Annotated in this window: 10 protein-coding genes; 5 read left to right on the top strand and 5 right to left on the bottom strand. The window is 72.3% G+C overall.

Features of this window, described 5'->3' with window-relative positions:
* The first annotated feature begins 40 nt into the window (after nucleotides 1-40).
* Nucleotides 41-6,172, top strand: a complete 6,132-nt coding sequence (locus tag WMF24_RS09565) for an nSTAND1 domain-containing NTPase (RefSeq protein ID WP_437736069.1) — start codon at nucleotides 41-43, stop codon at nucleotides 6,170-6,172.
* Between the two features lie 290 nt (nucleotides 6,173-6,462).
* Here the strand turns inward: WMF24_RS09565 and WMF24_RS09560 are convergent, their stop codons facing one another.
* Entirely contained in the window at nucleotides 6,463-9,822 is a 3,360-nt protein-coding gene (locus WMF24_RS09560) for a HEAT repeat domain-containing protein (protein ID WP_437736068.1), read from the bottom strand.
* 198 nt (nucleotides 9,823-10,020) lie between these two features.
* On the opposite strand from WMF24_RS09560, the gene WMF24_RS09555 reads away from it, so the two are divergent.
* Both WMF24_RS09555 and WMF24_RS09550 read left to right on the top strand, forming a co-directional pair.
* On the top strand, nucleotides 10,021-10,464 hold the full coding sequence (locus tag WMF24_RS09555; protein ID WP_437736067.1) for a helix-turn-helix transcriptional regulator: 444 nt from the start codon (nucleotides 10,021-10,023) through the stop codon (nucleotides 10,462-10,464).
* A gap of 56 nt (nucleotides 10,465-10,520) precedes the next feature.
* Nucleotides 10,521-10,907 (top strand): VOC family protein, encoded by a 387-nt coding sequence (locus tag WMF24_RS09550; protein WP_437736066.1) that lies wholly within the window; start codon nucleotides 10,521-10,523, stop codon nucleotides 10,905-10,907.
* Between the two features lie 84 nt (nucleotides 10,908-10,991).
* Here WMF24_RS09550 and WMF24_RS09545 read toward each other — a convergent pair whose 3' ends face one another.
* Nucleotides 10,992-11,897, bottom strand: a complete 906-nt coding sequence (locus WMF24_RS09545; RefSeq protein WP_437736065.1) for an FHA domain-containing protein — start codon at nucleotides 11,895-11,897, stop codon at nucleotides 10,992-10,994.
* Nucleotides 11,898-11,965: 68 nt separating this feature from the next.
* Here WMF24_RS09545 and WMF24_RS09540 point away from each other — a divergent pair, with 68 nt between their 5' ends.
* On the top strand, nucleotides 11,966-14,812 hold the full coding sequence (locus WMF24_RS09540; protein ID WP_437736064.1) for an SUMF1/EgtB/PvdO family nonheme iron enzyme: 2,847 nt from the start codon (nucleotides 11,966-11,968) through the stop codon (nucleotides 14,810-14,812).
* Between the two features lie 5 nt (nucleotides 14,813-14,817).
* Here WMF24_RS09540 and WMF24_RS09535 read toward each other — a convergent pair whose 3' ends face one another.
* Together WMF24_RS09535 and WMF24_RS09530 are read right to left on the bottom strand one after the other, a co-directional pair.
* Entirely contained in the window at nucleotides 14,818-16,218 is a 1,401-nt protein-coding gene (locus tag WMF24_RS09535) for a caspase family protein (RefSeq protein ID WP_437736063.1), read from the bottom strand.
* 157 nt (nucleotides 16,219-16,375) lie between these two features.
* Nucleotides 16,376-17,338, bottom strand: coding sequence for a GlxA family transcriptional regulator (locus WMF24_RS09530; RefSeq protein WP_437738784.1), 963 nt, complete (start codon nucleotides 17,336-17,338; stop codon nucleotides 16,376-16,378).
* 267 nt (nucleotides 17,339-17,605) lie between these two features.
* Here WMF24_RS09530 and WMF24_RS09525 point away from each other — a divergent pair, with 267 nt between their 5' ends.
* The gene (locus tag WMF24_RS09525) at nucleotides 17,606-18,343 is read left to right on the top strand and encodes a DJ-1/PfpI family protein (RefSeq protein WP_437736062.1); all 738 of its coding nucleotides are present in this window, start codon (nucleotides 17,606-17,608) and stop codon (nucleotides 18,341-18,343) included.
* 768 nt (nucleotides 18,344-19,111) lie between these two features.
* On the opposite strand, the gene WMF24_RS09520 is transcribed toward WMF24_RS09525, so the two are convergent.
* The gene (locus tag WMF24_RS09520) at nucleotides 19,112-20,107 is read right to left on the bottom strand and encodes a hypothetical protein (protein WP_437736061.1); all 996 of its coding nucleotides are present in this window, start codon (nucleotides 20,105-20,107) and stop codon (nucleotides 19,112-19,114) included.
* Between the last annotated feature and the right edge of the window lie 280 nt (nucleotides 20,108-20,387).

Below are 20,387 nucleotides of genomic sequence, written 5' to 3'. Positions count from 1 at the left end.
GCGGCAGGCGCAGGGCGGGCTCGACCATCGGGGTCGCCGCATGGATCCTGAGATGCGGGCCGTCCGCCCGACGCTGCCGTGCGATGTGGCAGTGACGGGAACGGCTGCGATGGTTCGGGAGACGCTCATTCCAGGAACGGTGTTCCAGAGCCGCTACGAGATCGTCTCGTTGCTTCGGGAGGGCAGCATCGCCGACATCTACGAAGGGCGGCAGCTCGCGAGCGGGCAGCTGATCGTCCTCAAGGTGGTGCGCCTCGCCCCCGACGGAGGCCCGGAAGACCTGGTGCGGCGCCGCGGCATGGTTTTCTTGAGAGCGATGCGCGTCTGCGCGCATCTCCAGCATCCGAGCATCGTCCGGCTCATCGAGTTCGGGCGTGCGGATGACGAGCGCGTGTATGCTGTCTTCGATCTGGTGCCCGGGAGGAGCTTGGCCGAGCTGCTGGCCGAGCAGGGCGCGCTCGATCCACAGGAAGCGCGGCGCCTGATGCTGCAGGTCCTGGATGCGCTGGGCTGCGCGCACCGGCATGGCGTCGTCCATGGGGACCTCAGGCCGACCCACGTGATGGTGGCGCCCGCGGGGCCGCGGCGGAACGCGCTGGTGCTCGACTTCGGCTTTGGCGCGTTCGCCGCGAGCGCGCGCGCGGACCAGAACAGCGCGCTCGCGCGCGGCAGCGAGGTGCGCCCGGGCCCTCGAGCTTACGCAGCGCCGGAGCAGCTCCGGGGCTTCCCACCGACGGCGCCCTCGGACCTGTACGCCTGGGGCCGCATGTTTCTCGAGTGCCTCACGGGCAGGCGCGCGGGCTGCAGCACCCCGCTGGAGGCAGGGGGAGCTCAGCGGGAGAATCGCGGGTCGGCCCGGATCCCTGCCGCGCTGCTCGAGCATCCGCTCGGCGACATCTTGCGGCGCGCGACCAGCGAGGATGTCGCGGCACGGGCCGTCACGGCGGACGACCTCTTGCGCGAGCTCAACACCTGCCAGGTGGACGGGCTCCGCCGGGAGGACCTCATCAAGCCAGACGCGCCGAGCGAAACAGGCAAAACAGAGGAGAGCGGAGGTGATCGCCAGGACGCGCGGGAAGAGCGGAACCGGGACGCGGCGCCCCGGAGCTCGCGACAGCCCGAAACCATGGGCTTGTCCGGATCTTCTGCCGCTCCTATCGACGAGCTCGCGCGCACGCTCACGCTTGCCCCCGTCCCTCTCACCCAGGCCGCGGGCGAGCCGGCGCCCGGCGAACGAGGACATGGGCCCATGCCAGCGCCGCTGGCGGCGGCGGCGACGTCGGCGGAGCGCATGCTCGACGCCATCCCTCCGGGTGCCGGCAGCACGATCAAGCATTACGAGATCATCCGCAAGCTGGGCCAGGGCGGTATGGGGATCGTGTACCTGGCCCGCGACCCGCGGCTTGGCCGCCTGGTCGCGCTCAAGCTCCTCCTCAGATACAGCGGGCGCGGGATCGAGCGGTTTCTCGCCGAGGCGCGGGCCACGGCGCGCTGCCGGCACGAGAACATCGTGGTCATCTACGACGTGGACGAGATTCGCGGATACCCGTACCTCGTACTCGAGTACATCAAGGGTTCCACGCTGCGTAAATGGATGATTCAGCGCGAGCGCCAGAGCATGACCGAGTCGCCCGGCCCCCGCACGCCGCCGGGCCCGCCGGTGTCCGGCGTCGTGATCGAGCTCATGATTCCCGTCGTTCGCGCGCTGGCCTGCGCGCATGAGCTCGGAATCGTGCACCGCGATCTCAAGCCGGAGAACATCATGCTCGATGACGCCGGAGGCACCAAGGTGCTGGATTTCGGCATCGCCAAGCAGATGGAGGCCAGAAGGGTCGCGACGACCGCCGGCGCGCGGGCGGCCCTCGCCAGAGGCGCTGGCCAGCGTCGGAAAAGTGCGCTCCTCGGCACGCCCCGGTACATGTCGCCCGAGCAGCTGCTGGGCGGGGGCGTCGATCATCGCGCCGACCTCTGGGCCGTTGGCGTCATGCTGTACGAGCTACTCACAGGCAAGCACCCGCTGCACCCGTTCCGGCTCGCACGGCTCCCGGACATCGCTGACTTCGATGTTCCCATGCCCAGCCTGAGCGAGCGCCGCCCGGAGCTGGGCGCGCTTGGCGCGCTCGTAGACCGTTGCTTGAAGAAGAGCAAAGACGAGCGCATCGGCTCGGCCAGGGAGCTGCTCGCCGAGCTCGAGGCGCTCCTGCCCAGCCGAAAGCCGCTCGAGCTCGGCGACGACGAGAGCCCGTTCGCCGGCCTGTCCGCCTTCCAGGAGGCGGACGCCGCGCGCTTCTTCGGCCGCGATCGCGACGTCGCCGCCATCACGGCGCGGCTGCGCAACCAGCCGCTCCTGGCCATCGTCGGCCCCTCCGGGGCGGGCAAGTCGTCGTTCGTGCGGGCAGGCGTGATTCCGGCCTTGAGGCGCGCTGAGGACCGCTGGGAAGCGTTCATCCTGCGCCCGGGGCGCCGTCCGCTCTCCGCGCTCGCCGATGTGCTCGAGCAGGTCAGCGAGCCGGCGTCCATGACGGCTGTCGCGACGGCGAGCCCGCCCGAGCTCTCCGGTCACGACCGGCTCGTGGCCGCATTGCGCACTCAACCGGGCTGCCTGGGCGCGGCGCTGCGCGCGCGCTGTCGCCATGAGGGAACGCGGCATCGCGTCCTGCTCTTCATCGATCAGCTCGAGGAGCTTTATACGCTCGGCGCCGCGCCCAAGGAGCGAGCGGCGTTCCTCGCCTGTCTGGAAGGCGCGGCCGACGACGCCTCGTCGCCCCTGCGCGTCCTGCTCGCCATCCGCTCGGACTTCCTCGATCGCATGACCGAGGACCGCAGATTCATCAACGACGTGCCCCGCGGGCTTTGGCTCCTCCCGCCGATGGGGCGCGAAGGCCAGCGCGAGGCCTTGATGCGGCCGCTCGAGGCGGCCGGACATCGCTTCGAGACTGGAGAGATGGTCGAGGACATGCTCCGCATCCTGGAGAGCACGCGCAGCCCCTTGCCGCTCTTGCAATTCACGGCGACGAAGCTGTGGGAGGCGCGGGATCGCGAGCGCCGACTCCTGACACGACAGAGTTATGAACAGCTCGGCGGCGTGGCCGGTGCCCTGTCCGCCCATGCGGACGCGGTGATCTCGGCGCTGCCGACGCGGGAGCAGCGGCTGGCGCGCGCGGTGTTCTTGCGCCTGGTCACGCCCGAGCGTACGCGCGCGGTGGTAAGCCTGGACGAGCTCTGCGAGCTCGCACAGGACGGCGATGACCGCGCCGACGACGGGATCGCGCGCGTGGTCCAGCACCTGGCGAGCGCGCGGCTCGTGCTCATCGAGCCCGGTGATGAGCGCGAGGGCACGACCGTGGAGCTGGTCCACGAATCCTTGATCGACCGGTGGGCCAAGCTCAGGCAGTGGCTGGACGAGGGCCAGCAGGACGCACAGTTCCTGTCCCGACTGCACGCCGCGGCCCACCAGTGGGAGGCAAGCGGTCAGGCCGATGGGTTGCTCTGGCGCGATCGCACCGCGGAGGACGCCCGGGCCTGGCACGAGCGCCGCCGCGCTGTGCAGGGCGCCGAGTGGCGCATCGGGCTCGGCAAGCGCGAAGAGCGCTATCTGCTCGCCGTCGTGACGTTCGCCGAGCGCGCGCGCCGCCTTCGCAGGCGGCTAGTCACGGGCGCGATCGCGGCGCTCACGGCGATCGCCGTCATGGTGTCGTACCTGGCAGTTCGCGCCGACCAGCAGGCCACGCGCGCCGAGCAGCAGGCGACGCGCGCGGACCAGGAGGCGGCTCGCGCGCAGACCGGTGCCTCGAAAGCGCGCAACGCCACCCGTATGGCCACGGCGCGCGAGCATCAAGCCGATCCTACTACAGCGCTCGCGATCTTGCGCGAAGTCGAGCCGCCCGGCACGCCGCGAGGGTGGGCCAGCCTCGCCCGCTCGGCCTTGTACGGCGGTGTCGCTCGCGCGATGTTCAGCCATCCGGACTCCGTCTTGGATGCGAGTTATAGCCCTGATGGCAAGCGCATTGTCACTGCGTCCAAAGACAATACTGCACGGGTGTGGAATGCCGACGGCACAGGTGAGCCACTGGTTCTTCGGGGCCACAAGGAGATGGTCTACTCGGCGGCGTTCAGTCCCGACGGCAAGCGCATCCTCACCACATCGTTTGACAATACTGCACGGGTGTGGAATGCCGACGGCACAGGCGAGCCACTCGTACTTCGAGGCCACGGGGATAGATTCTTGTCGGCGGCGTTCAGCCCTGACGGCAAGCGCATCGTCACCACATCGTTTGACAATACTGCACAGGTGTGGAATGCCGACGGCGCAGGCGAGCCACTCGCACTTCGAGGCCATGAGGATAGATTCTTGTCGGCGGCGTTCAGCCCCGACGGCAAGCGCATCGTCACTGTGTCATGGGACAAGCCCGCGCGGGTATGGAATGCCGACGGCACCGGCAAGTCACTGGTACTTCGTGACCATGAGGGGGTTTTATCGGCGGCGTTCAGCCCTGACGGCAAGCGCATCCTCACCACATCGGGTGGCAATACTGCGCGGGTATGGCATGCCGACGGCAAGGGCAAGCCACTGATACTTCGAGGTCACGAGAAGTGGGTCCGTTCAGCGGCGTTCGGCCCTGACGGCAAGCGGATCGTCACCGCGTCCGATGACAACACAGTGCGGGTGTGGAACGCCGATGGCAAGGGCAAGCCACTGATACTTCGAGGTCACGAAAAATCGGTCCATTCAGCGACGTTCGGCCCTGACGGCAAACGGATCGTCACCGCGTCCGATGACAACACAGCGCGGGTATGGAATGCCAGCGGCAACGGCGAGCCACTGGTCCTTCGGGGTCACGAAGGTGCGGTCCGGTCGGCGGTGTTCAGCCCTGACGGCAAGCGCATTCTCATCGCGTCCGGTGACAAGGCGGCGCGGGTGTGGGATGCCGACGTCGACGGCGAGCCAGCGGCACTTCGGGGTCACACGGATGTAGTCTGGTCGGCGGCGTTCAGCCCTGACGGCGCGCGCATCGTCACCGCGTCCGCTGACAACACAGCGCGGGTCTGGAATGTCGACGGCAACGGCGAGCCGCTGGTACTTCGAGGGCACGAGGGTGCGGTCCGGTCGGCGGCGTTCAGCCCTGATGGCAAACGGATCGTCACTGCGTCCCATGACAATACAGCGCGGGTGTGGAATGCCGACGGCAACGGCGAGCCGCTGGTACTTCGGGGTCACACAAATTCGGTCTTGTCGGCGGCGTTCAGCCCTGATGGCAAGCGCGTTGTCACCGCGTCCGATGACAAGACGGTGCGGATATGGAAGATCTACGGCAATGGCGAGCCCCTCATCCTTCGGAGTCCTACTGACGCGTTCTTGTCGGAGGCGACGTTCAGCCCCGACGGTAAGCGCATCGCCATCCACTCCATCATCGAGTCCATGATTGCGGGCGACCTCGCCGTACAGGTGAGAAACGCGGATGCTACGGGAGAGCCCATGGTGCTTCGGGGTGAGAAGCATGCGTTCAGCCCCGACGGCAAGCGCATCGCCACCGTGTCCATTGACTGTACGGTGCGGATATGGGAGGCCGACGGCATGGGCGAGCCCATGGTCCTGCCCGGCTGCAGCTCCGCCATTGCGTTCAGCCCCGATGGCAGGCGCATCGCCACCGCGTCCGCTGACAGTACGGTGAGGGTGTGGGATACCGACAGCACGGGTGAACCCCGCGTCCTGCCCGGCTCCGATTCCTTGGTCATCGCCATGGCGTTCAGCCATGATGGCAAGCGCATCGCTACAGTGTCCGACGATAGCACGGTGCGGGTATGCAATGTTGACGGCACGGGCGAGCCCCTGGTCCTGCCCGGCTCCGAATCCACGGTCCTCGCCGTAGCCTTCAGCCCCGATGGCGAGCGCATCGCCACCGCGTCCGGCGGAACGGTCATCGAGTCCGGAAAGGTGGTGAGTGTGTGGACCGACCTCGAGCCGCTCCACGGCGTTGACGACCCGAGGCTGTGGACCGCGACCACCTACTGCATGCCAATCGATCGAAGGATAGAGATCCTTGGCGTGGATGAGTCCACGGCGCGAACCGACCGAGAAGCCTGCCTGCGCCACGTGGAAGGCGCACGCGCGAGCGCCCCGGGACAGCGGCCGGAATCGAATGGCTACCCGAGCGACTCCGCCGACCAATAGCTCAGACCCGCCACTTGACGCCAATCGCGTCCCTGGCGCTTCGGTCCGCGACACGTAACGTGGCGGTTCACCCCCGTACCGGGCACGGCAGGCCGGTGCACCGTCAGTTCATCAGAGCTCTCGCGTCGGCGCGTAGCACGACGCCATCGCGACAGCCAATAACGTGCACACGTCGTTCGCGTCCCGGTCACAGTCCGATGCATTTGTTCCCGCTCTGAAGGAGGACGGGCTGGAACGCGGCAATCGAGCCTTGTCACGTACGACACCGCTCGCCCCCCCGCCCGCCGCGCTCACGGCGGCGCGACGAACGACGCCGGCCCCGCAACGGCGGGCGACGGGTCCTTCTGGTAGCGCTCGACCAGCAGCGCGCGGCGCTCCGCCGTCCACCCGTTCTTCGGCGACGCCGCCTGCACGAGCGCCTCCAGCGCGAGCCGGCGCAGCCGCGGGTCGCGCTTCTCCCGCAGCTGCTCCTCGAGGAGCGACGGGTGCACGCAGGCCCGCACCGCGGACATCGCCGCGACCATCGCGTCGTGGTGCAGGAGGTCCCGGTCGCCGAGCTCGGCGAACGCCTGCGCGAGCTCGCGCCACGGGAGGAGGCGCTCCGCAAGCCCGAGGTACTGCGGCACGACGAGCGCGTCCGCCTTCAGCGCGGCGAGGAGCCCCTCGCCCACGGCCAGGTGGTGCCGCGCGGCGTAGGCGCCGAGCCGCGCGTGGAGCACGGGCAGGAACGCCACGAGGTGGCGGCGCTTCGGCGAGAGCTCCCCGAGGCGCCGGACGACGGCCGCGACCTCCCCCGGCTGCATCCTGGCGAGCACGGCCGCCAGCGCCTCGGCCGCCTCCTCCGGCGCTGGCGCGTCCATGTGCCCGAGCAGCCGCTGGAAGAGCGCGCGCTGCTCGTCGCGCAGCGGCAGGTGCGCGGCGCGCCGGAGCAGGTCCAGCCGCGCTTCCGGCTCCGGCCGCCCGAGGATGGCGGCGAGCAGGCCCACGACGCGCTGCTCGGCCTCGGTCGACAGCCTGCCGAGCGGGATGTCCGCGAGCTTCGAGGCGACGATCCAGTCGCGATCCTGCACGGCGCGGCCGAAGACGTCCCATGTCTCGGGCCGGTCGAGGTGGTCCCAGAGCGCCCGGAGCAGCGCGATCCGCACGTCGCGGTGGGTCTTCGGGGCGTCCAGCCGCAAGAGGTCCCGGTACGCCTCGTCGCCGCCAAGCTCGCCGAGCAGGCGCACGACCTCCTTGGCGACGGTCACCTTCGTGGTCGGCACCGCCCGGAGCTCCGCGAGCACCCGCTCCCGGGTCATCTCGGCGAACGCCTTCCGGAGCGCGTAGATCGCCCAGCGCGCGCGATCGTCGCCCAGGCACTCGATGAGGACCGGCACGCCCTGGCCGGCGTCGAGCCACGGCAGGCCCCGGACGGCCATCTCGCGCAGCGGCGGCCGCGGATCCGCGGCGAACGGGGTGATCGCCGACGCGTCGGCGTACGCGAGCCGGACCAGCGTGGCGATGGCGAACCGCAGCGTCGGGACGTCGCACGTCTCGTCCCCGAGCAGCGCGCGCAGGGCGGCCGCGTACCGCTCCTGCTGCCGCGCCGTCCAGCGGCCGTGGCCCGCGCCGAAGTCGATCACCCAGCGCGTCCGGCCCGTCGCGAACCTGCCGGTCATGGGCCGGCCCTCGAGCAGCGGCTCGAGCAGATCCTGGCGCTTGAGGCTCACGTGTCGGGCGACGGCGCCGAGGAGGACGAAGCTCGTGTCCTCGCGCAGGAGCGCGGGCACGAGCCGGGCGAACCGCGGCCGATCGTGGACGCGCAGCAGGCCCAGCGCCGCGGCCGCGACGCCGGCGAACGGGAGCTCGCGGGAGAGCCGCTCCAGCGCCTCCAGCAGCGCCGGCACCACCTTGAGGCGGACACCGAGGCTCTGCGCGAGCAGGAGCACCGCCCCGGCCCGCTCCTTCGTGGACCATGCGTCCGCGAGCTGCGCGAGCGCCGGGGTGAGCCGCTCGGCCTCGGCCCTCGTCAGCCCGTCCCCGAGCCCCGCGGTCGAGACCGAGCCGCGCACGGCGAGGATCTTCGCGAGCCAGCGGGCGCCCCACGCGCCGTCGACGCGGAACAGCCGGACCACGAGGCGCTCCATGGCCGAGGCCGTGGCCTGGGAGAGATCCGCGGCGTCGAGCGCGTCCTGCGCGACGGCGCTCACCGCCTCCAGGTGCTCCGGCCCGAACCGGGCGACCGGCAGCGCGGCGAGCGCCGCGAGCATCGCGCGCCGCACCGGATCCTGCTCGAACTTGCGGGCGCGCACGTGCGCGAGGGCGTCCGCGAGCGCCCCCCTGTCGTGCGTGACGGTCGCGAGGAGCAGCCCCTGCGCCTTCGCCCGCTCGTCGCCCTCCGGGTGCCCGAGGAGCGGCGCGAGCACGTCCCTGGCCTCGGCGAACGAGAGGAGGCGCGCGTAGCTCATCCGCCGATCGGGCTTGGAGACGAGCGAGGGGCAGCTGAACAGGTGCCGTCGCGCCTCGCGCTCGCGCAGGTCGCGGGGCAGGACCTCGAGCACATCGGGCGCGATCGTGCCGTCGGGGGCCTGGGCAGCGCAGGACCAGCGCTCGAAGGCCTGCGCCCGGATCGCCTGCTCCTCGGCCGAGTCGGCGCTCACGTAGCGGAACAGGAACGCGCCGAAGCCCCCGCGCCCGCCGAGGAGGAAGGCCCGCAGGACGGCCTTCTGGTCGTCGGAGCCGAGGCGCAGGAACCACCGCGGGCCCCGCTTGCCGTCGCCCAGCGCGCCCCAGGCGTGGCGGATGAGGAACTCGAGGCGCTCGGCGCCGAGGGCGGGCGCGCCCTTGTCGAAGCGCACGACAGCGAAGGCGCCGGGCGGCCGCGCGGGGCGGCCGCTCTCGTGGCGGGCCTTGAGGAGGTCGAACGTGGCGGCCGGGCGCGCCACGGCCAGCACGCGGAGGGAGCCCTGAACGAACGAGGGCTCCTCGCCGAGCTCGAAGAGGGCGCGGAGCAGCCGCAGCGCGGCGTCGGGGGCGCGCCGGGCGAGCGGGACGAGGAGCGGCGCGAGGCGGTAGCGGTGGCGGGCGTCGAGCGAGCGGGAGCGCGCTATCGCCTCCCCGAACCAGCGCGCCGCGACCTCGGGGTGCTTGTCGCCGAGCCGCGCGAGGCAGAGCGGGCCGCCTGCCTCGTCGATGTCGCGCCGGTGCGCCGACAGGAGCGGCTCGGAGCCGAACGGGAGCAGGTCCACGAACCTCGGGTCGCGCCCCTGCTTCATGCGCGCGCCGAGGAAGGCGTCCACGACGCCCTGCCGCCTCCGGTCGGCGAGGTCGCCCACCGCGCGCCGGAGGGAGCGCCGCTCGACGATGGCCCCGAGCGCCTCCTGCGCCTGCGCGTCGTCGCAGAAGCGGGCGACCATGCCGCACGCCCGCCGCCGCACGACGCGGGAGGGGTCCGAGAGGGCCTCCACGACGCGCGCGCCGTCTCCCGAGCCGTACACGCTCACGAGCGCGAGGAGGCGCTCGTACGGCTGCGCGCTGCCCGAGAGCGCGCCGAGGAGGGCCGCGGCGTCGGCGTCGCCGCCCGCGGCGGCGCGGCCCAGCTCCACGGCGCGGCGGACGCGGTCGTGGTGCGTCAGCGGCTCGATCGGGTCGAGGAAGGAAGCGGTGTCCATGGGGGGACGATCATAACGCCCCGGGGCGCGGGGCTCACAAGGCGCGAGCACCGCGCCAGCGGCGCGCGAGCCGCCCGCGCCGCCCGCGCCGCCCGCGCAGGATGGCTGGCCCAACCTGGGTCGGGCCCCGCTGCGCGCGCCCCTTCCGGCAGGGTGGCTTGAGCCAGCCGCCGCGGGGCTCTATCGTGGTTCCAGGCGATGCTGCTGGGACACGTGGCGCTGAGGAACCTCTGCCGGGCGCGGGATCTGCTCTCCGAGGTGCGCGAGTCGCGCCTGTCGATCGAGGACGTCGCGCGGCAGGTGGCGATCTCGCCCTATCACTTCATCCGGCAGTTCGAGGCGGTGTTCGGCGTGACCCCGCACCAGTACCGCATCCGGCGGCGCCTCGATCTGGCCAAGCAGCTCCTGGCGGCCGGGAACCACTCGGTGACCGACGTGTGCATGGAGGTCGGGTTCTCGAGCCTCGGCAGCTTCAGCGCGCAGTTCGCGCAGCGGATCGGCGTGCCGCCGTCGGCGTACCAGCGGCGCGTCCGCGCGCTGGTCCAGGTGCCGGGGAGGCTCCCGTGGGAGCTCGTCCCAGGGTGTCTCACCCTGATGGGGCGGTTGCCGCCGGGTGCGTTTCGCAGTTTTCGAGAAGCCTGACCGGGGCGTTCCTGGCAGAGTCGGCCTCGAACCATCCACCCGCGAGGCGATTGTCGATGAGGATCAAGCTCAACAGCATCATTGTCGAGGACCAGGAGCGAGCGCTCAAGTTCTACACGGAGGTGCTCGGCTTCAAGAAGAAGCACGACTTCCCTGTCGGGGAGTATCGATGGATCACCGTGGTCTCGCCGGAGGGCCCCGACGACATCGAGCTTGTTCTGGAGCCGAACGCCAACCCGGCGGCGAAGACGTACCAGCAGGCGCTGTTCGCGCAGGGGATCCCGCTCACCGCGTTCGAGGTGACGGACCTCAAGGCCGAGTTCGCGCGCCTCAAGGAGAAGCAGGTCGCGTTCACGCAGGAGCCGACGCCGATGGGCCCGGTGATGATCGCGGTGCTCTCGGACACCTGCGGGAACCTGATCCAGCTCTATCAGCCGATCTGATACAGACTCTGCCCTCTCTGGGTCTCACGGCTCACGTCTCTCGTCCACGTCGTCGAAGAGGCCAGACCGAGGGCGGGAGCTCCTTCAGATCGTCACCACCTCGAGCTGCTCCACGCCGATCCGGATCATCCCCGTCCCCGGCCGCCTCGCGATCACCCCCGCGGCGCCGAGGATCCCCAGCGCCGCGAGCTGCTTGCGCGCCCGGAAGATATCGACGTTGAGCTTCGGAGGATCGGTCGCCAGCATCCTGCAGAGCGCATCGCTCTCGATCCAGCCCTGCTCGGCCGCGGACGCGCCCCGGTCGGCGAGCCGCCGCCTCGCCAGCGTCAGCAAGAGGTAATGATACGTGCGCGGCGGCACCTTCGTGAGCTTGCCGCGGTGGACGACCGCCACCTCGACGTGCTCCTCGTCGCGCGTCACGCCGAAGCGCATCGCGATCGTCTCCAGCAGAGGACCGGCGCCCTCCGCGTCCACCGTCGCGGCCGCGGAGCTCGGCAGATCCAGCACCCAGCCCTCGCCGTCGACGACGACGACCTCCCGATCGAGCACGGGCCGCGCGCCCTCCTCGGTCTCGAGCTGCCAGCCGCCGCACTCGACGACGCTCGCCCGCGGGTGCTCCTCGTCGGGCAGGACCAGCAGCCCGCCCGAGGCGACGCGCACCCGGCCATCCCTGGCGCTGCGCGCGCTCGCCGCCGGCGGGGAGCCGTCGACGAGCGTGAAGGCGTGCTCCGGGCCGCCGACCGTGAACCCGTCCCCCTCGCCGAGGCGGACGCGCTCGCCCGGAGCGAGCCGCCGATCGCCGATGAACGTGCCGTTCTTGCTGCCGAGGTCGCGGAGCTCCCAGGCGCGGTCGACCCAGCGCAGGCCCGCGTGCTCGCCCGAGATCCGCGGATCGTCGAGGCGCAGGTCGCACCCGGCGTGCCGGCCGACCAGGCACCGGGAGCCCAGCGTGATCGTGCCGTCGGATCCGGCCCGCTTCAGTGCCCCCATGGCGCCTGCGTAATTTACCATCGGCCTCCGCCGCGCCACAACGACGCGAGGACGATGCGAGGACGACGTTGACCCCATCGAACGAGCCCACGGGCAAGGCCCCGAGCGACGAGCGCGAGCAACGCGAGGACGAGCTGCGCGAAGGGCGCGAGGGCGAGCTGCGCGGGGGGCGCGAGGACGAGGAGCGCCCGTCGCTCGCCGACGCGACGCGCACGTGCGCCAAGCTGCCCGCGACGGAGCTCATCGATCGCGCCCGCGCGCGCCAGGCGGGCCGCGCGGACGCGCGGGGCGGCGATGCCACGCCGCCGCGCGCCGCGGCGGGCCCGGCCGCCGCGCAGGAGCCGCCGCTTCCGGCGCGCTACCGCGACCTCGGGCTGATCGCGGGCGGCTCGTTCGGCGAGGTGCGGCGCGTGCACGACACGGTGCTCGATCGCGTCCTCGCGATGAAGGTCCTCCGGGCGCGCTTCACGCGGACGCCGGAGGGCCGGGCCCGCTTCCTGGCCGAGGCGAAGCTCACCGCCGACCTCCAGCACCCGGGCATCGTCGCGGTGCACGATCTGGGCGAGTTCGAGGACGGGCGGCTCTGGTTCACGATGCGCGAGGTGCGCGGCCGCACGCTCGGCGAGGTGCTCGGCGAGCTACACGCGTCCGCGGGGCCCGACGGCTTCCGGGAGACCCCCTCGGGCTGGACCTTCCGCCGCCTCATCGACGCCTTCGCGCGCCTCGGCCAGGCGGTCGCCTACGCGCACAGCCGCGGCGTCGTGCACCGCGACCTCAAGCCCGAGAACGTGATGGTCGGCGAGTTCGGCGAGGTGCTTGTGATGGACTGGGGCCTCGGACGCCGCGCCGGCGGCGCGCCCTCCAGCCGCGGCGCGCCCTCCAGCCGCAGCGCGCCCTCCGCCGGCGGCGCGCCCTCCAGCCGCGGCGCGCCCTCCAGCCGCGGCGCGCCCTCCGCCGGCGGCGCGCCCTCCGCCGGCGGCGCGCCCTCCGCCGGCGGCGCGCCCTCCAGCCGCGGCGCGCCCTCGCCTTCCAGCGGCGGCGCCCTCGAGGGCGCGTCCCCCCAGCTCACGCAGCACGGCGACGTGCTCGGCACGCCCTCGTTCATGCCGCCCGAGCAGGCCCGCGGGGAGCGCGACCTGCACGGCCCCGAGAGCGACGTCTACGCGCTCGGCGCGATCCTCTACGTGCTGCTCTCGGGCCGCGCGCCTTACGACGGCGACAGCGCCCTCGCCGTGCTGCGGCAGGTCCTCGCCGGGCCGCCGCCGCCCGTCCTCGAGGTCGCGCGCCTCCCCGTCCCCGCCGAGCTCGCCGCGATCTGCGAGCGCGCGATGCGCCGCGCGATCGCCGAGCGGTACCCGGACGCGGGCGCGCTCACCCGCGACGTCGTGACATGGCTCGACGGCGCCCGACGCCGCGAGCAGGCGCTCGCCGTGCTCGACCGGGCGCGCGCGATCGGCCCCGAGATCGAGGGGCTCCGCGCCGCCGCCGGGCGCATGCGCGCCGAGGCGCAGGCGCTCCTCTCCGGCGTCCGCCCCTTCGACCCCGAGGAGCGCAAGCAGCCGGCCTGGGAGCGCGAGGACGCGGCGGCGCACCTCGAGGTGGGCGCGGCGCTCCGCGAGGCCGAGTGGCTGGAGGCGGTCCACGGCGCCCTCACCGTGGATCCCGAGCTCTCCGAGGCCCACGCAGCGCTCGCCGACCACTACCGCGAGCGCCTCGTCGCCGCCGAGCTCGCGCACCGCGACGCCGACGCGGCGCGCTTCGAGGCGCAGCTCCGCGCCCACGACCGGGGCCGGTACGCGGCGCTGCTCCGCGGCGAGGGCGCGCTCACGCTCGTCACCGATCCGCCCGGCGCCGAGGTGCGGGTCGAGCGCTTCGCCGTGAAGAGCCGCCGCCTCGTGCCCGAGGACCAGGGCCCGCTCGGCGTGACGCCGATCCGCGCCGCGCCCCTCGCCCGGGGGCGCTACCGGCTGCGCATCCGGGCCCCGGGCCGGGCCGAGGTGCTCTACCCGCTGCTCATCGAGCGCGGCGCGCACTGGGACGGCTGCGCGCCGGGCGAGCGCGACCCGACCCCGATCGCGCTGCCGGCCGCGGGCGAGCTCGACCCCGGCGACGTCTACGTGCCCGCGGGCCTCGCCTGGATCGGCGGCGACCCGGGCGCGGCCGACGGCCTGCCGGCGCGGCGGGTCTGGGTCGATGCGTTCGTGATCCGCCGGTTTCCGGTGACGAACACCGAGTACCTCGTCTTCCTGAACGAGCTCGTCGCCGCGGGCCGGGAGGCCGAGGCGATGGCGGCCTGCCCGGGGGCCCAGCTCGGGATGGCGGACCGGGCCGGCGATCGGCGCGCGTTCACCCGGACCGACGGCGGGCGCTTCGCGCTGGCGGTGGACGACTGGGGGTGCCCCTTCGAGCCGGACCAGCCGGTGGTGCTCGTCGACTGGGCCGCGGCCATGGCGTACGCGCGCTGGTACGCCGCGCGCCGGGGCCAGCCGTGGCGGCTGCCCGACGAGGTCGAGCGCGAGAAGGCGGCGCGCGGCGCGGACGGCCGGTTCTTCCCCTGGGGCGACCACGCCGACGCGACCTTCGCCTGCGCGCTCGAGAGCCACGCGGGGCAGCCGGCGCGCTTGCCCGTGGACAGCTACCCCGCCGACGAGAGCCCGTACGGGGTCCGCGGCCTGGCCGGCAACTCGCGGGACTGGTGCATCAACGTCTGGCGGAGCGAGGGCCCCGCCGTCGTCGACGGCCGCCTGCGCATCGAGCCGGCGGCCGCGGACGACCCCGAGTACCGGGCCGTCCGCGGCGGCGCCTGGAGCAGCCCGCTCGAGCTGAGCCGGTCGGCGGCGCGCTTCGGCAACCGGCCCGGCGTCCCGCGGCTCACCATGGGGATCCGGCTGGTGCGGTCGTTCGGGGGCGGATAGCGCCCTCACCCCCAGGATTTCTCGGCCTTGTAGGTGAGGCCCGCCGGCGGTTCCGTGTTGTTCGGCGCCGTGTAGTCGATGCTGCTCGCCGCGATGCCGCCGAACAGGTTCGAGCCGGTGGTGTTGTACCAGCCGAGGGATCCGTTCCACTTGCCCGTCGAGGCGTTGTACTCGAGGCCCCAGTTGAGCCCGAACGTGGGAGCGCCGCCGGTGCCAGCGTAGATGAAATACGTGGAGCCGTTCTTCGGCGGGCGATTCCCGGTCCAGGTCACGCTCTGTGCCCAGCGAAGGTTGTAGGTCCCTGCCGGCAGCGTTCCTCCGTCCACCGCCGTGATCTCGATGCTGTCCGCGTTGCTGGGGAGGCTGTTCGATATCCAGTAGTATTCCGTCTGTGCCTTGTAGCTGCCGGGCGGATAGTCCCCTGTCACGAGCACCTGGGCGAGGAGCGTGGGCACCTGGTTGCTGATCGCGGTCAGCGTGTAGATACGGTAGTTGTTCATGCCGCCGTCGAGCTGCCCGAGCTGGCGTCCGGCGTCCGGCGTGTGGCTTGTCTTCTCCGGCCGGCTCCCCGTCTGGAGCACGGCGAGGCGCCGGACGCCCGGCTCCCCGTAAATGTGCGGCGTGCCCTCGAACTCGAGCGCGCCGAGCAGGCGCCGCGTCCGTTCCACGAGGTCGCCGTAGCTCAGCGTGAGGTACACGCCGCCGTCGCCGTCTTCCTTCGCGGTCCACTGCTCGATGACCGTGGCGACGGCCCAGGTGAACGCGCCCTGGGGGCGGCCGTCGATCGTTGCCTGCTGGGTGACCTCGCCGGGCTTGCAGGCCGCGAGCACGCGCGCGCCGATGCGCAGGTCGTCGTCGCGGAGCCTTCCTGGCAGCGCCGCCTCGACGAGCGAGCGCGGGCGGCGGCCGCGGGCGTCCGGGGCCGCGCCGCTCCCGTGGCAGCAGTCGAGCACCACGGTGAGGTTCTCGGCGTCGTTCAGCAGCGCGCGGAGCTCGGTGAAGGCGATGGCGTGCTCGAAGCCCGCGCCGCGCACGTCGCTCGGGCAGAGGAGCAGCCCTTTTTCCGGGGTGTGCGCGCCGTGACCCGAGTAGGTGAGGAGCCCTGCGCGGCCGCCCGCGACCTTGTCGGCGAGCCAGCCGAGGGCGTCGCGCACGCCCTTCTCCGTCGCCTCGCCGAGGTTCGCCTCGGTCGCGCCGGGCAGGTGGGCGAGATCGGCGCGCGGGCTCGTGACGACCCGCAGGTTCTCGGGCCGCATGCCCATCCGGATGCACGCCTGCCAGAAGGTGGCGACGTCGTTGACGCTGCCCTCGAGATCGCTGGTCCCCGCGGCTTTGCCTGTCGATCGATCGAAGGCGCGGTAGTCGTTGACGCCGATGAAGAGAGCGTAGCCTTTGTTATGGAACATGATCTCCTCCGTCGCGCTCGGCCGGAGACGCCGGCCGGCCAGGACCTGGGGCAGGCCATCCCACGGCGCGCGGCCGGGGGCCATTTCTCCGGATAACACGGGAGACGAGGGCGCCGCGCGCCCCCGCCGCTCGCCGCGCGCAGGGCGCCGCGTCGGCTCACGATCGCCCGAAGCGCCGCCGGTACTCCTCCGGCGTGACCTGGAGCGTGCGCTGGAAGGCGCGCCGCATCCGCTCGTCCGTGCCGAAGCCGCAGTCGCGCGCGAGCTGCTTCATCGACGCGCGTCCGCCCTCCAGGCAGGAGCGCGCCTGCTCCAGCCGCGCCGCCTCGACGAACTTCGCCGGCGTCGTCTGGAGCGTCCGCGTGAACGTCCGCGCGAAGTTGCGGGGGCTCATCCCGGCCTTCTCGGCCAGCACCTCGACGCGCAGGTCGGCGTCGAGGTGCCGCAGGGCCCACTCGACCACGCGCCGCAGCGGCCCCGTGGCCGCCGTCTGCGCGAGCAGCGGGCGGCTGAACTGCGACTGTCCGCCCGGGCGCTTGAGGAACACCACCATGCCCCGCGCCACCTCGAGCGCCGCGTCGTACCCGAGATCGTCCTCCACGAGCGACAGCGCGAGATCGATGCTCGCGGTCGTGCCGGCCGACGTGTACATCTTCCCGGACCGCACGAAGATCGCGTCGGCGTCGACCTCGACGGCGGGGAACTGGCACGCGAGCTCGGCCGCCGCGCGCCAGTGGGTGGCTGCCCGGTGCCCCGCGAGCAGCCCCGCGGCGGCGAGGATGAAGGCGCCGGTGCAGACGGCGCCCATGCGCCGCACCTCGGGCGTCGCCGCGCGAAGCCAGCCGAGCAGCCGGTCGTCGCGCATCGCTTCACGGGTGTCGCCCCCCGCGACGAGCACCGTATCGGCGCCGGGGGCCACGTCCTCGAGCGCCTTGTGGGCGACGATCTGCGCCCCGGAGAGCGTCCGGATCACGCCGCCCGACGGCGAGGCGATCTCGACGGCGTACGCCGGGGGAGCGCCGGGGCGCGTCGGGACGGCGACGCCCGAGGCGAAGGCGAAGACGTCGACCGGCCCCACCACGTCGATGGCGCTCGCGCCGTCGTAGGCCACGACGACGATCCTTCGCGTCGGCGCGTGGCCGCTCGACGAGCCTCGCGGAGCGCTCTTCGAGGGGCGGGGCCGCTTCACGCGACGACGCTACCCGCTCCGCGCCTGACCGCAATGACAAAGCGCCCGCATTTCCTGCCAGCCTTCCCGCCGCGGCAGGGGCAGGAAATGCAGGTGCTTTGTCCCTCTCCCCTCCCGCGCGGGGCGCATGGTCACGAGCGCCGCTCGCGCGGCGCGCGCCACGTCGCGTCCTCGCGTGAGACGAGAAAGGACTCCACGATGAGCGTTCACGATGATCCCATGGTCACATCGCCCCTGAGCCCCCCCACGCAGCGCAAGCTCCAGGTGGCGCTCTTCGTCTGCCCCGGCTTCTTCTTGCCCGACAACATCGGCCTGCAGACGGTGTTCGGGTTCCTGCCCAACGTGGACCTGCACCTCGTGTGGAAGAACAGGGACGAGATCGCGGGCTTCCCGCGCTTCACGACGCGGGCCACCACCTCCTTCAGCGACTGTCCGAAGACGCTCGACATCCTCCACGTGCCGGCGATCCCGCCCGACATGATGGAGGACGAAGAGTCGCTCGCGTTCCTCGCGGACGTCGGCGGCCGCGCGGCGTGGCTGTCCGGCGTCTGCGGGGGCGCGCTGATGCTGGGCGCCGCGGGCCTGCTCAAGGGCTACCGGGCCACGACGAACTTTCACATGCACGACCAGCTGGCCTATTACGGCGCGATCCCCACCAGGGGGAACATCGTCGAGGACCGGAATCGGCTCACCTCGGGGCCTGTCTCCGGTGGCTTCGACATGGCGCTGCGCTTGGCCGGGCGCCTGTGCGGCGACGAGGTCGCGAGGGAGTGCGAGCTGGACATGGAGTACGCGCCGGAGCCGCCCTACGGCACGGGCAGCCCCGAGCTCGCCGGGCCCGAGATGACGGCGAGGTCGCTCCAGAGGATGGCGCCGATGATCGAGGCGACGCGCCAGGTGGGCATCCGCGCGTCCCGGCGGCTGGGCATCGGCTGAGCGCGGCAGAACCGCCCCGGGACACCGAGCTCGGGTCGTGAGGTACTGTGGCCGAACGTGCGGTACTTCGGGAACCGCCAAGGCGCCAAGGACGCCAAGAAATCTCAATTATTTTGCGTTCTTGGCGTCCTTGGCGGTCCGATCCTCTGCGGCGCTGTCCGCGCTGGAGTACCGCACCACCGTTCTCGCTCGTGGAAGGCCGGTTCGACCGCCTCCGGGGCATCGATCTCGGTCATGGAGGGGCGGTTCGACCGCCTCCGGGGCATCGATCTCGGTCATGGAGGGGCGGTTCGACCGCCTCCGGGGCATCGATCTCGGTCATGGAGGGGCGGTTCGACCGCCTCCGGGGCATCGATCTCGATCATGGCAGGGCGGTTCAACCGCCCCGGGACAGCGATCTCGGTCTTCGCAGGGCGGTTCGACTGCCCCGGGACATCGATCTCGATCATGGAAGGGCGGTTCAACCGCCCCAGGACAGCGATCTCGCTCGTCGTCCGGAGGAGCACAGGAGACGAGTACATCGACGGGCGCAGGATGCGCCGGGGCAGCCGACGTCGCAGGATCGCTTCTCGATGTCACGCTAGAAAGACAAACGGATTGAGAAGACGGAGAAGATACGAGAATTTAACGCAAAGGCGCAAAGACGCAAAGACGCAAGGAGGAAATCGCTTTTTTGCGCCTTTGCGCCTTTGCGCCTTGGCGTTGATCTCCGGGCTGCCTCATCGTCGGTGTTCCAGGTGTGCCTCGCGGTCGCGCCCCGAGCCCCCCTCAGGGCGCCTCGCAGGACACGCGGTGGATCGGCGCCTGCTCCCCTTCGCCGACCGTCACGTAGTCCCATCCTCCGGGCAGCCACGCGATCGCCTCCGCCTGCTCCTCGTCGGGCGACGGCAGCGAGCACGGCGCCTCCGCGAGCGCCTGCGCCACGGTCTGATCCGGCGCCATCGGGTAGTAGAACACCCGCGTCGAGGTCCGCAGCAGCACGCCCGTGCCGTCCGGGTGGACATCGCCGGCGGTGATGCGCTCGCTCCCGCTGGGCGGCTCGATCGAGCCCGCCGCGACGAGCGTCGCCGTCTCCCCCGGGGCGGGCAGCGCCGGCAGCTCGAAGATGCGCGAGCTGTTCTTGTTGACCTTCGTCACGATCGTGATCGCCCCGGTGACGGGGTGAATGAGCAGCGTCTCCGCGTCGTGGCTCCCGTCGGGGTACGTGAGCACGAACACCTCGGCCGTCGTCGAGCCCGGCGCGCCGAGCGTCTCCGGCTCCCGCACGCCGTAGATCGCATAGCGGTCGCGCTCGCCGTCGTTGTCGCCGATGTCCGCGATGAACAGGCAGCTCCCCCCGCCCGTGCGGCACGGGCCGCGCGCGATGTCCTCCCAGTCGACGGCGCCGGCGCCGGTGATCTCCACCTCGCTCTGCAGCGCGCCGCTCTGCCCGATCGCGAAGAACCGGGCGCCGTCGCCGCGGTCGTTGTGAACGTACAGCGCGTCCGGGTGCAGCGCGCCGGCGACGACGCCGGAGCACTCGTCCATCGGGCCCCCCGCGAGGGCGCCGATCCGCGTCGGCGCGGCGCAACGAGGGCAGCCCGAGGCGCGCACCGGCGGCGGCTCGGCGTCCTGCTGGCAGCCCGCAACGAGCAGCGAGAGCGCGAGCGCTGGTGGCGCCGCGCGCCGCGCCAGCGCGCTCGCAGAAGGACCGCCCCGCGGGCGGAGCGCCCGGGAGAGACGCGGCGGCGGCCTGAGATCGCGAAGGGGTCGATTCGTGGACATAGGACATGGATGCCACGAGCGCCGCTGCTCCGGGAGGGGTCCGCGCCCCGCAAGCCGCAGATCCTCGCCGCACGGCGTGGCCCGCCGCGCCCTCAGGGATGACGCTGCGCGACACGAGGCTCGCTCCACCCACGAGGAGCCCCGCCAGGGAGCCTGACGCGCGTGTGCCCCGGGCCGGCGAGCCGACGCCCACCGCCCTGAGTCTCCGGCTCATCGGTCGGATCGAGCGCACAGGATCTCCCCTGCGCGATCTCGCTCGCCGCTGCATTCTTCGCGTCCC

This window comes from Sorangium sp. So ce1335 (assembly GCF_051521615.1).
Taxonomy (GTDB): Bacteria; Myxococcota_A; Polyangia; order Polyangiales; family Polyangiaceae; genus Sorangium.
Note: the sequence above shows the minus strand (reverse complement) of the source record. Positions and strands in the feature narration are given on the sequence as shown.

Bases quoted from the DNA above. Each gene is read 5' to 3' on its own strand.
- WMF24_RS09520 (WP_437736061.1), bottom strand. From the start codon at position 20,107: ATGTCCACGAATCGACCCCTTCGCGATCTCAGGCCGCCGCCGCGTCTC.
- WMF24_RS09525 (WP_437736062.1), top strand. From the start codon at position 17,606: ATGAGCGTTCACGATGATCCCATGGTCACATCGCCCCTGAGCCCCCCC.
- WMF24_RS09535 (WP_437736063.1), bottom strand. From the start codon at position 16,218: ATGTTCCATAACAAAGGCTACGCTCTCTTCATCGGCGTCAACGACTAC.
- WMF24_RS09550 (WP_437736066.1), top strand. From the start codon at position 10,521: ATGAGGATCAAGCTCAACAGCATCATTGTCGAGGACCAGGAGCGAGCG.
- WMF24_RS09555 (WP_437736067.1), top strand. From the start codon at position 10,021: ATGCTGCTGGGACACGTGGCGCTGAGGAACCTCTGCCGGGCGCGGGAT.
- WMF24_RS09545 (WP_437736065.1), bottom strand. From the start codon at position 11,897: ATGGGGGCACTGAAGCGGGCCGGATCCGACGGCACGATCACGCTGGGC.
- WMF24_RS09560 (WP_437736068.1), bottom strand. From the start codon at position 9,822: ATGGACACCGCTTCCTTCCTCGACCCGATCGAGCCGCTGACGCACCAC.
- WMF24_RS09565 (WP_437736069.1), top strand. From the start codon at position 41: ATGGATCCTGAGATGCGGGCCGTCCGCCCGACGCTGCCGTGCGATGTG.